This is a genomic window from Streptomyces sp. NPDC044002 (assembly GCF_056434525.1).
Genome location: NZ_JBWKEZ010000025.1, coordinates 21,002 through 35,527 on the forward strand (window position 1 = coordinate 21,002; position 14,526 = coordinate 35,527).

The window sequence follows — 14,526 nt, forward strand, 5'->3', positions numbered from 1 at the left end:
CCCGCGCAGCGGTACGCCGTGTTCAAAAGGAATGCCCGTAGGGTCGGGGCATGAGTGAGCAGTGGGGTGCGGGGGGCGGCGGCGTGCGGGAGTGGCGGGAGTGCGCCGAGCGCAGCGACGTCGTGTTGCTCGACGGGTTCCACGCGCTGAAGCACGCCCTGCGGTTCGGGGCCGAGGTGCTGGCCGTCGTGGCCGACGAGCCGGAGCGCGTGCGGGAGCTCGCGGCCGGGCTGGCGCCCGACGTGGAGGAGGCGGTGGCCCGGCTGGTGCGGCAGGGGGCGCTGAAGGAGCTGCTGCCCCGCGTGCACCCCACCGGGGTCGCCGCGCTCGCGGTGCGGCCGGACCGGGAGGCTGGACGGGCCGCGCTGGCGCGGACGCCCCGGCCCGCGCCCGTCGTGCTGCTCGACAACCCCCGCAACCTCGGCAACGTCGGCGCCGTCGTCCGCCTCGCCGCAGGCTTCGGGGTCACCGGGGTGGTGACCCGGGGCGACCTCGACCCCTGGCACCCCAACGTGGTCCGGGCCGGTGCCGGGCTGCACTACGCGACCACCGTGGACCGGCTGGAGCTGGAGGAGCTCCCGCCGGGCCCGGTGTACGCGCTCGACCCGGAGGGCGAGGACATCCGTGCCCTCGTCCTCCCGGACGACGCCCTGCTCGCCTTCGGATCCGAGCGGCACGGGATCTCGCCCGAGCTGCGTGCCCGGGCGGACCACCTCGTGTCGCTGCCGATGCGGCCGCAGGTGTCCAGCTACAACCTGGCCACCAGCGTGGCCATGACCCTCTTCCACTGGGGCGGCCCCAAGGGCTAGCCCTGGCGGCGGACCTCCACCACGCGGAAGCGGTTGGCGACGAACGCGCCGTCGCACAGCGCCGCGTTGGCGGCCGGGTTGCCGCCGGAGCCGTGGAAGTCGGAGAAGGCCGCGGTCTGGTTCACGAAGACCCCGCCCGTCAGGTTCAGCGACAGCTGGGCCGACTCCTCCAGGCAGACCTCCTCGATCGCCCGCTCGGTGTCCGCGGACGTGGTGTACGCGCCCACGGTCATCGCGCCCTTCTCCCGCACCGTACGGCGCAGCAGGTCGAGGGCGTCCGCCGTGGAGTCCACCGCCACCGCGAAGGAGACCGGGCCGAAGCACTCGGACAGGTAGGCCGCCTCCGGGTCCGGCTTGCCGGCGTCCAGCTTCACGATCACCGGGGTGCGCACGACCGCGCCGGGGAACTCGGGGTTCGCCACCTCGCGGGAGGCCAGCGCGACCTCGCCGAGGCCGGCCGCGGCCTCCAGCCGGGCCTTGACGTCAGGGTTGACCAGCGCGCCCAGCAGGGCGTTGGCGCGGGTGTCGTCGCCCAGCAGGCCGCCGACCGAGGCGGCGAGGTCGGCGACTACCTCGTCGTACGACTTGTGGCCGGCGTCCGTCTCGATGCCGTCGCGGGGGATCAGCAGGTTCTGCGGGGTGGTGCACATCTGGCCGCTGTACAGGGAGAGCGAGAAGGCCAGGTTGGACAGCATGCCCTTGTAGTTGTCGGTGGAGTCGACGACGACCGTGTTGACGCCCGCCTTCTCCGTGTAGACCTGCGCCTGGCGGGCGTTGGTCTCCAGCCAGTCGCCGAACTCGGTCGAGCCCGTGTAGTCGATCAGCTTGATCTCGGGCCGGACCGCGAGGGTCTTGGCGATGCCCTCGCCCGGCCGCTCGACGGCCAGGGCCACGAGGTTCGGGTCGAAGCCCGCCTCGGCCAGGACCTCGCGGGCCACCCGCACGGTCAGCGCCAGCGGCAGCACGGCGCGCGGGTGCGGCTTGACCAGGACGGCGTTGCCGGTGGCGAGGGAGGCGAACAGGCCGGGGTAGCCGTTCCAGGTGGGGAAGGTGTTGCAGCCGATCATCAGCGCGATGCCGCGCGGTACGGCGGTGAAGGTCTTGCCGAGCTCCAGCGGGTCCTTCTTGCCCTGCGGCTTCGACCAGGCCGCCTGTCCGGGAACCCGGGTCTGCTCCTCGTACGCGTAGGCCACCGCCTCCAGGCCGCGGTCCTGCGCGTGGGGGCCGCCCGCCTGGAAGGCCATCATGAAGGCCTGGCCGCTGGTGTGCATGACCGCGTGCGCGAACTCGTGGGTGCGGGCGGAGATGCGGGCGAGGATCTCGATGGAGACCAGGGCGCGGGTCTCGGGACCGGCATCGCGCCAGGCGGCGATGCCGGCCTTCATCGCGGGCAGCAGCACGTCCGGGTCGACGTGCGGGTACTCGACGCCCAGCTCCGGGCCGAAGGGGGAGACCTCGCCGCCGGTCCAGCCGTCGGTGCCGGGCTGCCCGAGGTCGAAGCGGGTGCCGCGGACGGCCTCGAAGGCGGCGAGCCCGTCGGCCGGGGCGCTCTCGCCGTAGGCCTTGGGGTGCTCGGGGTGCGGGGACCAGTAGGCGCGGCTGCGGATGGCATCCAGCGCCTGGTCCAGGGTGGTCCGGTGCTTCTCGGAAAGCTGGGGGACGGTGAGCTCGGCGGCCATCAGGGACCAACTCCTCGTTGAGCCGGGCGGGATCAGGCTGGTTCGCAGACCTGGGATTCAGGCTGGAGTCAGGCTGGGATCGGGCTGGGGCGGGTGAAGAAGAGCAGACTGGAGTTAGAGTAACCGAACGATCGGTCGGTACAAGAGGGCCCGGCAGACCTGTGGACAACCGCGTGCGGGAGGATCAGGACATGACAGCAATCGAGCGGGCTCGCACTGTGGCGGTCATCGGCGCCGGAACCATGGGCCAGGGCATCGCCCAGGTCGCTCTCCTCGCAGGTCATCGCGTACGCCTCTACGACTCCGTGCCCGAGCGGGCCCGCGAGGCCGTCCAGACCGTGGCCGGCCGGGTCGAGCGGCTCGTCGCCAAGGGACGGCTGGACCGGGCCGAGGCCGACGACGCCGTCGGCCGGCTCGACTCCGCCGAGACCCTGACCGGACTCGCCTCCGCCGCCCTGGTGATCGAGGCGATCGTCGAGGACGTCACCGTCAAGCGCGAGCTGTTCGCGGCCCTCGAAGGAGTGGTTTCGCCGGACGCGCTGCTGGCGACCAACACCTCCTCCCTCTCCGTCACCGAGCTCGCCGCGGGCCTCGCGCACCCGGGCCGCTTCCTCGGCCTGCACTTCTTCAACCCGGCCCCGCTGCTCCCCCTCGTCGAGGTGGTCAGCGGCCACGCGACCGACCCGGAGGCCGCCGAGCGCGCGTACCGCACGGTCCTGGGCTGGGGGAAGACGCCGGTCCGCTGCGCCGACACCCCCGGCTTCATCGTCAACCGGATCGCCCGCCCCTTCTACGCCGAGGCCTTCGCGGTGTACGAGGAGCAGGGCGCCGACCCCGCGACCATCGACGCCGTCCTGCGCGAGAGCGGCGGTTTCAAGATGGGACCCTTCCAGCTGACCGACCTGATCGGCCAGGACGTCAACGAGGCCGTCACCCGCTCCGTCTGGGACTCGTTCTTCCGGAGCCCCAAGTTCACCCCCTCGCTCGCCCAGCGCCGCCTGGTCCAGGCGGGCCGCCTCGGCCGCAAGTCCGGACACGGCTGGTTCCCGTACGCCGAGGACGCCGGGGCGCCCGCCCCGCACACGGCCGGCCCCGAGGACGCGCCGGAGAAGGTCACCGTCGTCGGCGACCTCGGCCCGGCCGCCGTCCTGGCCGACCTCATGGAGGAGGCCGGGATCGCGGTCACCGCCACCGGGCACGGGGGCCCGTACATCCAGCTGCCCGGCGAGGGCCAGCTGGTGCTCGCGGACGGCAAGACCTCGGTCGAGTTCGCCGACGTCGTCTACTTCGACCTCGCGCTCGACTACCGCGACGCGACCCGGATCGCACTGTCCGCGAGCGCGGACACCAGCGAGCGCACCCTCGCCGAGGCGATCGGCCTGTTCCAGAAGCTCGGCAAGAAGGTCTCCGTCATCGGAGACGTCCCCGGCATGATCGTCGCCCGGACCGTCGCGATGCTGATCGACCTCACCGCCGACGCCGTGGCGCGCGGGGTGGCCTCCGCGCAGGACATCGACACCGCGATGCGGCTCGGCGTGAACTACCCGCTCGGCCCCGCCGAATGGCACGACCGGCTCGGCCGCGACTGGGCGTACGACCTGCTGCACCACCTCGACGAACGGTGTCCGGGCGGGCGCTACGCGCCCTCGCTGGCACTGTTCAAGCTCGGCTACGAGGCCGGCGAGGACGAGGACGGGGAAGAGGAGGGGACCGAGTGACCACGGCCAGGCGGGACACCTACACCCCGGAGACGCTGCTCTCCGTCGCCGTGCAGGTCTTCAACGAGCGCGGCTACGACGGCACCTCGATGGAGCACCTCTCCAAGGCAGCCGGGATCTCCAAGTCCTCCATCTACCACCACGTCGCGGGCAAGGAGGAGCTCCTCCACCGCGCCGTCAGCCGGGCCCTGGACGGCCTGTTCGGGATCCTGGACGAGCCGGGCGCCGTACGCGGCCGCGCGGTCGGGCGCGTCGAGTACGTCACCCGCCGCACGGTCGAGGTCCTGGTCGCGGAACTGCCCTACGTCACCCTGCTGCTGCGGGTGCGCGGCAACACCCGCACCGAGCGCTGGGCCCTGGAGCGCCGCCGCGAGTTCGACCACCAGGTCGCGGAGCTCCTCAAGGCGGCCGCCGCCGACGGCGACCTGCGCGCCGACGTGGACATCCGGCTCGCCACCCGCCTGCTGTTCGGCATGGTGAACTCGCTGGTCGAGTGGTACCGGCCGCACCCCGGCACCACCCCCGACCAGCTCGCGGACGCCGTGGTCAGCATGGCCCTGGACGGCCTGCGCACCAAGGCCGCGTAACCCGTCCGGCCCAGTCGCCCGGCCCGGGCGTCCGGCCCGGTCTGCCGGGCCTGCCCGCTCGTCCGGCCCCGCTCAGTCCTCCGTGAGGGCGGGGCCGCCCGACGGGCCCGGGTCCAGCAGATCCGTTTCCTCGAACACCAGCAGCGTGCGCGTGGACAGCACCTCCGGGATGGCCTGGAGGCGGGTCAGGACCAGTTCCCGCAGCGTGCGGTTGTCCGGCGTGTGGACCAGCAGCAGGACGTCGAAATCCCCGCTGACCAGCGCGATGTGCGCCGCACCCGGCAGCTCCCGGAGCTTCTCGCGGACCGTCCGCCAGGAGTTCTGGACGATCTTCAGCGTGATGTACGCCGACGCGCCCTGACCCGCGCGCTCGTGGTTGACCCGGGCGGTGAACCCGCGGATCACCCCGTCGTCGATCAGCCGGTTGATCCGCGCGTAGGCGTTGGCCCGGGAGACGTGCACCTGCTCCGCCACCGACCGTATCGACGCGCGGCCGTCCGCCTGGAGCAACCGCATGATCGAACGGTCGATGGGGTCCAGGGGGCGTGGCGGTACCGGTGGGCCTGAAGGTGCGCCCCCCGGTGGGACCGGTGCGGAACCCGCTCCGGCCATTTGTTCATCCGGCATTGCCCACTGCCTCCCTCTGCTGGACGTCCTGCACCCATCCCATGGCCCCGCCGCCACTTTGTCCACAGCCTGGAGCCGCCTGTAGCCAAATTGCGCCAACGACCGAACAATCGGTTGGTGAGGCGCCTCACACCCGGTGGCGCCCCCAGCCCGCTTCCCACGAGGAGGTGTACGCCGCCATGACGGTCCAAGAGCTGCCCGGTGCCGGTGCGTCGCACCGTGTCACCCCGCCGCCCGCCTGGAGGCCCCGTATGGAGGCCGCCCCCCTGCTGCCGGACCCCGAGCCCTACCGGGTGCTGGGCACTCCGGCGGCGGAGGAGCTCGACCCGGCGCTCATGCGCCGGTACTACGCCGAGCTCGTCCGGGGCCGCCGCTACAACGCGCAGGCCACTGCCCTGACCAAGCAGGGCCGTCTCGCCGTGTACCCCTCCACCGTGGGGCAGGAGGCCGCCGAGATCGCGGCCGCGCTGGTCCTGGAGGAGCAGGACTGGCTCTTCCCGAGCTACCGCGACACCCTCGCGGCCGTGGCGCGCGGACTGGACCCCGTACAGGCCCTGACGCTGCTGCGCGGCGACTGGCACACCGGGTACGACCCCCGCGAGCACCGCATAGCCCCCCTGTGCACCCCCCTGGCCACCCAGCTGCCGCACGCGGTGGGCCTGGCGCACGCCGCGCGGCTGCGCGGCGACGAGGTCGTCGCGCTCGCCATGGTCGGCGACGGCGGCACCAGCGAGGGCGACTTCCACGAGGCGCTGAACTTCGCGGCCGTCTGGCAGGCCCCGGTGGTCTTCCTCGTCCAGAACAACGGCTTCGCGATCTCCGTCCCGCTCGCCAAGCAGACCGCCGCGCCCACCCTGGCCCACAAGGCCGTGGGCTACGGCATGCCCGGCCGGCTGGTCGACGGCAACGACGTCGCCGCCATGCACGAGGTCCTCACCGAGGCGGTGAAGCGGGCCCGCGCGGGCGGCGGACCGACCCTGATCGAGGCCGTCACCTACCGGATGGAGGCCCACACGAACGCCGACGACGCCACCCGGTACCGCACCGACGCCGAGGTCGAGGCCTGGAAGGCGCACGACCCGGTGCAGCTGCTGGAGCGCGAGCTGACCGCGCGCGGGATCCTCGACGAGGAGGGCATCCAGGAGGCGCGCGACGCGGCCGAGGCGATGGCGGCGGACCTGCGCGAGCGGATGAACGCCGATCCCGTGATCGACCCGATGGACCTCTTCGCACACGTCTACGCGGAGCAGACCGGCCGGCTGCGCGAGCAGGCCGCCATGCTGCGCGCCGAGCTGGAAGCGGAGGGAGAGTGATGACGACCGTTGCCGCGAAGCCCGCGACGATGGCGCAGGCCCTCACCCGGGCCATGCGCGACGCGATGGCCGAGGACCCCACCGTCCACGTGATGGGCGAGGACGTCGGCGCGCTCGGCGGTGTCTTCCGCATCACCGACGGGCTCGTGAAGGAGTTCGGCGAGGACCGCGTCACGGACACCCCGCTCGCCGAGGCCGGGATCCTGGGCACCGCCGTCGGCATGGCCATGTACGGGCTGCGGCCGGTCGTGGAGATGCAGTTCGACGCGTTCGCCTACCCGGCCTTCGAGCAGCTCCTCTCGCACGTGGCGAAGATGCGCAACCGCACCCGGGGCAAGATGCCGCTGCCGATCACCATCCGCGTGCCCTACGGCGGCGGGATCGGCGGCGTCGAGCACCACTGCGACTCCTCCGAGGCCTACTACACGGCCACCCCCGGGCTCACCGTCGTGACCCCGGCGACGGTCGAGGACGCGTACGGGCTGCTGCGCGAGTCGATCGCCAGCGACGACCCGGTGGTCTTCCTGGAGCCGAAGCGGCTCTACTGGTCCAAGTCGCAGTGGTCGCCGGAGGCCCCCACGGCCGTCCCGGGCATCGGCAAGGCCCTGGTCCGCCGGGCCGGCACGAGCGCCACCCTGATCACGTACGGTCCCTCGCTGCCGGTCTGCCTGGAGGCGGCCGAGGCGGCCCGCGAGGAGGGCTGGGACCTGGAGGTCGTCGACCTGCGCTCCCTCGTCCCCTTCGACGAGGAGACCGTCGTCGCCTCCGTGCGCCGCACCGGGCGCGCGGTCGTGGTCCACGAGGCCGGCGGCTTCGGCGGACCGGGCGCGGAGATCGCCGCCCGCGTGTCGGAGCGCTGCTTCCACCACCTGGAGGCGCCGGTGCTGCGCGTGACCGGCTTCGACATCCCGTACCCGCCGCCGATGCTGGAGAAGCACCACCTGCCCGGTGTGGAGCGGATCCTGGACGCCGTGGCCCGCCTGCAGTGGGAGAACTGATGCCGCAGGTCATGGAATTCAAGCTGCCCGACCTCGGCGAGGGCCTGACCGAGGCCGAGATCGTGCGGTGGCTGGTGGCGGTGGGCGACGTCGTCGCCATCGACCAGCCGGTCGTCGAGGTCGAGACGGCCAAGGCGATGGTGGAGGTCCCCTGCCCGTACGGCGGTGTGGTCACCGCCCGGTTCGGGGAGGAGGGCGAGGAGCTGCCGGTCGGCGCCCCGCTGATCACCGTCGCGGTGGGGGCCGAGTCGGCGCCCGCCGGGGCCGTGGAGGCCGTGGAGGCGGGGGCCGAGAAGGGCTCCGCCGATGCGCCCCGGCCGCTGATCGGGTACGGCTCGGACCACTCGCGCCCGGCGCGTCGGCGGCGGGTGCGACCCGTCACCGCCGCGGTGTCGGCGCCCGTGGCGGCCCCTGCCCCTGCCCCGGCTCCGGCTCCGGCTCCGGCTGCTCCGGTGGTGGCCGCCGGGCCGGTGCCCGTCATCTCGCCGCTCGTGCGCAAGCTGGCCCGGGACAACGGGGTCGACCTGCGGGCGCTGCGCGGATCCGGGCCGGACGGGCTGATCCTGCGGGCCGACGTGGAGGCCGTGCTCCGGGCTCCTGAGCCCGCCCCCGCCCCCGTGGCGGTGCCGGTGCCGGTGGCCGCACAGGGCGAGCGGATCCCGCTCAAGGGGCTGCGCGGCGCCGTCGCCGAGAAGCTCTCACGCAGCCGCCGGGAGATCCCCGAGGCCACCTGCTGGGTCGACGCGGACGCCACCGAGCTGATGGCGGCGCGGGCCGCGATGAACGCCGTGAACGGGCCGAAGATCTCGGTGCTCGCGCTGCTGGCGCGGATCTGCACGGCCGCGCTGGCCAAGTACCCCGAGCTCAACTCCACGGTCGACCTCGCCGCCAACGAGATCGTCCGGCTCCCGGCCGTGCACCTGGGCTTCGCCGCGCAGACCGAGCGCGGGCTGATGGTCCCGGTGGTGCGGGACGCCCACACGCGCAGCCCGGAGTCCCTGTCGGCGGAGTTCGCCCGGCTGACCGAGCTGGCCCGGGCGGGGAAGCTGGCCCCGTCGGACCTGACCGGCGGGACGTTCACCCTGAACAACTACGGGGTGTTCGGGGTGGACGGCTCCACGCCGATCATCAACCACCCCGAGGCGGCCATGCTCGGCGTGGGCCGGATCATGCCGAAGCCGTGGGTACACCAGGGTGAGCTGGCCGTCCGTCAGGTCGTGCAGCTGTCCCTGACCTTCGACCACCGCGTCTGCGACGGCGGGGCGGCCGGTGGGTTCCTGCGGTACGTGGCCGACTGCGTGGAGAACCCGGCCGTTCTGCTCCGCAGCTTGTAGGGGGTCGGGCGGGCCGGTGCCGGTGCCGTTGGTTGGGGCCGGTTGGTCGGGTGCGGGTGGGTGGGCCGCTGCGCGGGCTGCTCCCCGCCCCGCCCTTCGCCCGTTCCCCGGGCTCTGCCCGGACCCGTTCCGTGCGCTCCGCGCCCGGTGCGCTCAAACGCCGCGCGGGCTGGAATTTCGCTGCGCGAAATCCAGCCCCGCCGGCGTTTGAGGCGCGGGGGTCTGGGGGCGGAGCCCCCGGGGGGTCCGGGGCGCAGCCCCTGGGAACGGTGGAAGGGTGGGTAGGGGAGTGCTCCGCGCAGCGGGGCTCCGGGGTCAGAGCGTCAGCAGGAGTTTGCCCATGTGGGTGCTGGCCTCCAGCACGCGGTGGGCTTCCGCGGCCTCCGCGATCGGGTACGCCGCGTGGACCACCGGGTGGACCCGGCCGGCCTCGATCAGCGGCCAGACGTGCTCCCGGACGGCCGCCACGATGGCCGCCTTCTCCTCCAGCGGCCGGGCGCGCAGCGACGTCGCCGTGATGGCCGCCCGCTTGGCCAGCAGTGTGCGCAGGTCCAGCTCCGCCTTCACCCCGCCCTGGAGGCCGATCACCGCGAGCCGGCCGTTCATGGCCAGGGCGTCCAGGTTCCGCGCGAGGTACTTCGCGCCCATGATGTCCAGGATCACGTCCGCCCCGGCCCCGCCCGTCGCGGACCGCAGTTCCTCGACGAAGTCCTGCTCGCGGTAGTCGATCAGGATGTCCGCGCCCAGCTCCGCGCAGCGCGCCAGCTTCTCCTTGCCGCCCGCGGTCACCGCCACCCGCGCCCCGACGGCCTTGCCCAGCTGGATCGCCATGGTGCCGATGCCGCTGGAGCCGCCGTGCACCAGGAGGGTCTCTCCCGGACGCAGGCCGGCCACCATGAACACGTTCGACCACACCGTCGCGACGACCTCCGGCAGCGCGGCCGCCGTGACCAGGTCCACGCCCTTCGGGACCGGCAGTAGCTGCCCCGCCGGGACGGCGACCCGCTGGGCGTACCCGCCGCCGGACAGCAGGGCACACACCTCGTCGCCCACCGCCCAGCCGGACACGCCCGGTCCGAGCGCGACGATCCGGCCGGAGCACTCCAGGCCGGGATAGGGGGAGGCGCCGGGCGGCGGGTCGTAGAAGCCCTGCCGCTGCAGGACGTCGGCGCGGTTCACGGCGCTCGCCGCGACCTCGACGAGCACCTCCCCCTCGCCCGCCACCGGATCGGGTACTTCGGCCCAGACCAGGGCCTCGGGGCCGCCGGGCTGCTCGATCGTGATCGCATGCATGGCCCGGAATCTACCCCTGCTACTCGGCCGGGCCCAGGGTGACCTGGGTGCCGGCCGGGGGCACCGCCCGGACGATGGTGATCAGCCGGTCCGTCAGCTGGAGCGGGCTCGCGTGCGGGTCGTCGTACGGGAGGAGCCGGTGCCCGCGCAGGACGCTGACGACGAGGTCGCCGGTGTCGCGGACGCTGCGGCCCACCTCCGACTTGTTGACGGGCCGTTCGATCAGGTCCAGGCCGCTGCCCTGCTGGATCAGGTCCTCCATCACGGTGCCCGCGCTGGGGCTGAGCACCGACAGGCCCAGCAGCCGGCCCGCCGCGCTCGCGCTCGTGATGACCGCGTCCGCGCCGGACTGCTTCAGCAGCGGCGCGTTCTCCTCCTCGCGGACGGCCGCCACGATCTTCGCGCCCCGGTTGAGCTGCCGTGCCGTCAGTGTCACCAGCACGGCGGTGTCGTCGCGCTGGGTGGCGATGATGATCTGACGCGCCTTCTGGAGCTCCGCGCGCAACAGGACTTCGGAGCGGGTGGCATCACCGATGACCCCGGTGAAGCCCTCCGCGTTCGCGTTGTCGATCACCTTCGCGCTGGGGTCGACGATGACGACCTGCTCCCTGGGCAGACCGGTCGCCAGGAGCGTCTGCAGGGCCGAACGGCCCTTGGTGCCGAAGCCGACGACGACCGTGTGCTCGCGCAAGTTCTTCCTCCAGCGGTTCAACCGCCATTCCTGGCGGGTGCGTTCGGTCAGGACCTCCAGGGTGGTGCCGACCAGGATGATCAGGAACAGCACGCGCAGCGGCGTGATCAGCAGGATGTTGACCAGCCGCGCACTGTCGCTGTACGGGACGATGTCGCCGTAGCCGGTGGTCGACAGGGTGACGGTCGCGTAGTAGACGCAGTCGAGGAAGTCGACCTTCTCGTTGGCGTTGTCGTGATAGCCCTCGCGGTCGACCCAGACGATCACCACGGTCAGGCACATCACGAACAGGGCCATCAGCAGTCGCCGGGTGACCTGCCGCAGCGGCTTCTCGACCACCCGCTTGGGCAGTTTGACGCGGCGTGAGACCAGCTTCTCGTCGGCGCCGCGGGCCATGGCGTCCTGGCCGTGAAGTTTCACGTGAAACATCCCCCCGAAGCCCAGGGCAGGTCCAGGATCTCCAGCTCCTGCCCAGAACGCGCCCCGTGCGGCGGTACGACTGCCAGCGCGTCGGCGCCCGCCACCCCGCGCAGCATCGCAGGGCCGTTGTACCGCAGCGGCACGGCGTGTTCGTCGGTCAGCAGTACCGGCACCAGCCGGGTGTCGTACGGGTGGCCGGGCACGTCGCCCTCCACCGGCACCGTGTAGCGCGGCCGCTGGCGGCGGCCTGCGAGGGCGCGCAGCAGCGGCTCGGCGAGGGTCAGCAGCCCGGACACGGCGGCGAGCGGGTTGCCGGGCAGTCCGACCACGTGGCGTGCCCCCTCCCGGTCGCCGATGCGGGCCAGCAGCATCGGGTGCCCGGGGCGCACGGCGACCCCGTCCACGAGCAGCTCGGCGCCGGCGCGCTCCAGGACGGGGTGGACGTGGTCGACGGGGCCGGAGGCGGTGCCGCCGGTGGTGACGACGACGTCGGCGGTGGAGGAGGTGACGGCCTTCAGCAGGGCCTCGGCCCCGGCCGGGTCGTCGCCGAGCCGGCGCGTGCCGATCACGTCGGCGCCGAGCCGGGCGATCCAGGGGCCGAGCATGGGGCTGAGGGCGTCCCGGATCAGGCCGTCGTGCGGGCGGCCCTCGGTGAGCAGTTCGTCCCCGAGGACCAGGATCTCCACGCGGGGCCGGGGGCGGGTGACCAGCTCGTCGTACCCGGCGGCCGCGGCGAGGCCGAGCACGGCGGGGGTGACGAGGGAGCCCACGGGCAGCAGCAGGTCGCCCGAGCGGCACTCCTGGCCGCGCGGGCGGATGTCCTGACCGGTGTTCACGGACCGGTCGGAGTACAGCTGGGTGCCGGACTCGCGGGCGTGCTCGCTGCGGATCACGGCGGTGGTGTCGGCGGGGACGCGGGCGCCGGTGGCGATCCGTACGGCCTCGCCGTCGGCGAGCGGCGCGGGCGGCTCGTCGCCGGCGAGGATCCCGTCCCCGGGGCGGACGCGCCAGGGGCCCGGACCGGCGACGGCCCAGCCGTCCATGGCCGAGGTGTCGAAGGACGGCAGGTCGCTGAGGGCTTCGAGCGGTGCGGTCAGCACCTCGCCGAGCGCGTCCGCGAAGGGCACCCGGTGGGTGCGGGCCGGGACGGACGTACCGGCCCGGGCCGCGGTCTCGCGGGCGCGCAGCCAGGGGGCGGCCCGGTGGCCGCCGGCGCCGCCGGTGTCGGGGGTGCGGCTGACCAGGGCGAGGGCCTCGTCCAGGGCGCCGTCGGCGTCGGTGCGGGTCATCCGGAGCCGGTCTCCTCGGGGTGTGGGGGCTGGGCTTCGGCGGCCCAGCGCAGCGCCAGGTCGGCGGCCTTGCGGGAGGCCTCGGCGACGGCCAGGGCGGGGTCCGCGCCGGCGGCCTCGGCACGGGCGGCCGCGTAGCCGACGAGGAACGTCGTCAGCGGTGCCGCGGGCCGGGCCACGCCGTGGGCGGCGTCACGGGCGAGGTCGAGCAGGGTCGCGACGTCGACGGGGACGTCGTCGATCCCGAGTTCGTTCTTGGCAGCGGTGATCCAATGCTCCAGCACGTTCCCATGCTCCCTGATCCGGGCGCGGGCCGCTGCCAGGTCCTCCCAGGTGTCGCAGTCGAAGGAGGCGAGTGGCTCAGCGGCGCCGATCCTGGCCAGATCCAGCTCCTCGGTGAGGGCGCGCAGCGGGAGGCCGTGCAGGGTTCCGTGCTCGGTGGCGAGGAGGGCGATCTCGCGGCGGAGGGGCTCCGTGCGGTAGGCGGCGACGAGGGGCTGGTCGCGGCCGTCCGCGTCGCGGAGCAGGGCGCCGTCGGTGTTCGCGGCTCCGGCCGCGGCGGCGAGCAGGGCGTGGACGGTGTCCCGGTCGAGGAAGGGCAGGTCGGCGGAGAGTACGAGGACCAGCGGGGCGGTGGTCCGGCGGATCCCGGCGTCCAGCGCGGCCACCGGGCCGCCGCCGGGCGGGTCCTCGCGGGTCCAGTGGACGGGACGCGCCGTTGCCCTGCGGGTGCCGACGACGACGGTCTCGGCGGCGTCCGGGCAGGCCGCCAGCACCCTGTCGAGGAGGGTGCGGCCGCCGACGTGGAGGGTGGGCTTGTCGGCCCCGCCGAGGCGCCGGGCGGCGCCGCCGGCGAGGACGATGGCGTCGTAGCTCATGCCCTTGAGTATGCGCGGGGCATCTGGGCGGCGTCGCCGCCGACTTACCCGGCGCTTATGCGCTGGCCGCGTCGGGGTGGTGCCGCTGCGCGGGGCACTCCCCGCCCCGCCCTTCGCCCGTTCCCCGGGCTGCGCCCGGACCCCCTGGGGGCTCCGCCCCCAGACCCCCGCGCCTCAAACGCCGGCGGGGCTGGAATTTCGCTGCGCGAAACCCAGCCCGCGCGGCGATTGAGCGCACCGGGCGCGGAGCGCCCGGTATCGGGGTCAGGGGCGGAGCCCCTGGGAACGGTGGAAGGGCGGGTAGGGGACTACAGGTACGGGCCCGAGCGGACTGCGCCGTGGGGGCCGTCTTCTTCGTCGTCGTGGTGGCCGCCGGGCGGAAGGGCTCGGCGCATCTGTTCCAGTTGGGCCCGCGCCGCCATCTGCTGCGCGAACAGGGCCGTCTGGATGCCGTGGAAGAGGCCCTCCAGCCACCCCACCAACTGCGCCTGGGCGATGCGCAGTTCTGCCTCGGAGGGGACCGCTTCCTCCGTGAAGGGGAGGGAGAGGCGCTCCAGTTCCTCCACCAGCTCCGGCGCCAGGCCGTCTTCGAGTTCCTTCACCGACGCAGCGTGGATGTCCTTCAGACGGACCCGGCTGGCCTCGTCCAGAGGAGCTGCGCGGACTTCTTCCAGAAGTTGCTTGATCATGCTGCCGATGCGCATGACCTTGGCGGGCTGTTCGACCATCTCCGTCACCGGGACCTCGCGCGACTCGTCATCGGTGCCGCCGACCGCCGTCCCGTCCTGGCCCACGATCAGCACGTGCGGGGGGCTGTCCTGCGACCGTTCACTCCTCGGCATCTCCATGCCGTCATTCTCTCGCACACCTGCGTTCTCACACGGTGTGCC

The 14,526-nt window shown here is 73.6% G+C and carries 13 protein-coding genes; 6 read left to right on the forward strand and 7 right to left on the reverse strand.

Translation table 11 applies throughout. From position 1 onward, the window contains the following. Window positions 1-50 precede the first annotated feature (50 nt). Window positions 51-809: a TrmH family RNA methyltransferase gene (locus AC07A6_RS19750; RefSeq protein ID WP_478777886.1), complete on the forward strand. Its 759-nt coding sequence runs from the start codon at window positions 51-53 to the stop codon at window positions 807-809. On the opposite strand, the gene paaN is transcribed toward AC07A6_RS19750, so the two are convergent. Beyond that, a complete protein-coding gene (gene paaN / locus AC07A6_RS19755; RefSeq protein WP_478777887.1) occupies window positions 806-2,488 on the reverse strand; it encodes a phenylacetic acid degradation protein PaaN in 1,683 nt (560 codons plus the stop codon). The genes AC07A6_RS19750 and paaN overlap by 4 nt on opposite strands. 191 nt (window positions 2,489-2,679) lie before the next feature. Between paaN and AC07A6_RS19760 the strand changes: the two genes are divergently transcribed. Together AC07A6_RS19760 and AC07A6_RS19765 are read left to right on the forward strand one after the other, a co-directional pair. Next, the gene (locus AC07A6_RS19760) at window positions 2,680-4,206 is read left to right on the forward strand and encodes a 3-hydroxyacyl-CoA dehydrogenase (protein WP_478777888.1); all 1,527 of its coding nucleotides are present in this window, start codon (window positions 2,680-2,682) and stop codon (window positions 4,204-4,206) included. Continuing rightward, on the forward strand, window positions 4,203-4,793 hold the full coding sequence (locus AC07A6_RS19765) for a TetR/AcrR family transcriptional regulator (protein WP_362456828.1): 591 nt from the start codon (window positions 4,203-4,205) through the stop codon (window positions 4,791-4,793). The genes AC07A6_RS19760 and AC07A6_RS19765 overlap by 4 nt, the downstream gene beginning before the upstream one ends. A gap of 72 nt (window positions 4,794-4,865) precedes the next feature. Here the strand turns inward: AC07A6_RS19765 and AC07A6_RS19770 are convergent, their stop codons facing one another. Beyond that, window positions 4,866-5,420 carry an Lrp/AsnC family transcriptional regulator gene (locus tag AC07A6_RS19770; protein WP_386275350.1) on the reverse strand — a complete coding sequence of 185 codons (555 nt, stop codon included), beginning with the start codon at window positions 5,418-5,420 and terminating at the stop codon, window positions 4,866-4,868. A gap of 179 nt (window positions 5,421-5,599) precedes the next feature. Between AC07A6_RS19770 and pdhA the strand changes: the two genes are divergently transcribed. Genes pdhA through AC07A6_RS19785 form a run of 3 tightly spaced genes read left to right on the forward strand, consistent with a single transcriptional unit; the run spans window position 5,600 to window position 9,065 of the window. Further along, window positions 5,600-6,733, forward strand: a complete 1,134-nt coding sequence (gene pdhA / locus AC07A6_RS19775) for a pyruvate dehydrogenase (acetyl-transferring) E1 component subunit alpha (RefSeq protein ID WP_362456831.1) — start codon at window positions 5,600-5,602, stop codon at window positions 6,731-6,733. Then, a complete protein-coding gene (locus AC07A6_RS19780) occupies window positions 6,733-7,731 on the forward strand; it encodes an alpha-ketoacid dehydrogenase subunit beta (protein WP_362456834.1) in 999 nt (332 codons plus the stop codon). Before pdhA ends, AC07A6_RS19780 begins: the two co-directional genes overlap by 1 nt. Further along, complete coding sequence (locus tag AC07A6_RS19785) at window positions 7,731-9,065, forward strand: dihydrolipoamide acetyltransferase family protein (RefSeq protein ID WP_478777889.1); 1,335 nt, start codon at window positions 7,731-7,733, stop codon at window positions 9,063-9,065. Before AC07A6_RS19780 ends, AC07A6_RS19785 begins: the two co-directional genes overlap by 1 nt. Before the next feature lie 315 nt (window positions 9,066-9,380). On the opposite strand, the gene AC07A6_RS19790 is transcribed toward AC07A6_RS19785, so the two are convergent. The 5 genes from AC07A6_RS19790 to AC07A6_RS19810 form a co-directional block, all read right to left on the reverse strand. After that, window positions 9,381-10,358: an NAD(P)H-quinone oxidoreductase gene (locus tag AC07A6_RS19790; protein ID WP_478777890.1), complete on the reverse strand. Its 978-nt coding sequence runs from the start codon at window positions 10,356-10,358 to the stop codon at window positions 9,381-9,383. Window positions 10,359-10,377: 19 nt separating this feature from the next. Then, window positions 10,378-11,478, reverse strand: coding sequence for a potassium channel family protein (locus AC07A6_RS19795; RefSeq protein WP_362474832.1), 1,101 nt, complete (start codon window positions 11,476-11,478; stop codon window positions 10,378-10,380). Continuing rightward, window positions 11,466-12,758, reverse strand: coding sequence for a molybdopterin molybdotransferase MoeA (locus AC07A6_RS19800; protein ID WP_478777891.1), 1,293 nt, complete (start codon window positions 12,756-12,758; stop codon window positions 11,466-11,468). The genes AC07A6_RS19795 and AC07A6_RS19800 overlap by 13 nt, the downstream gene beginning before the upstream one ends. After that, window positions 12,755-13,636: an NTP transferase domain-containing protein gene (locus AC07A6_RS19805; protein WP_362474837.1), complete on the reverse strand. Its 882-nt coding sequence runs from the start codon at window positions 13,634-13,636 to the stop codon at window positions 12,755-12,757. Before AC07A6_RS19805 ends, AC07A6_RS19800 begins: the two co-directional genes overlap by 4 nt. A 308-nt stretch (window positions 13,637-13,944) precedes the next feature. Continuing rightward, on the reverse strand, window positions 13,945-14,484 hold the full coding sequence (locus AC07A6_RS19810; RefSeq protein ID WP_478777892.1) for a bacterial proteasome activator family protein: 540 nt from the start codon (window positions 14,482-14,484) through the stop codon (window positions 13,945-13,947). Between the last annotated feature and the right edge of the window lie 42 nt (window positions 14,485-14,526).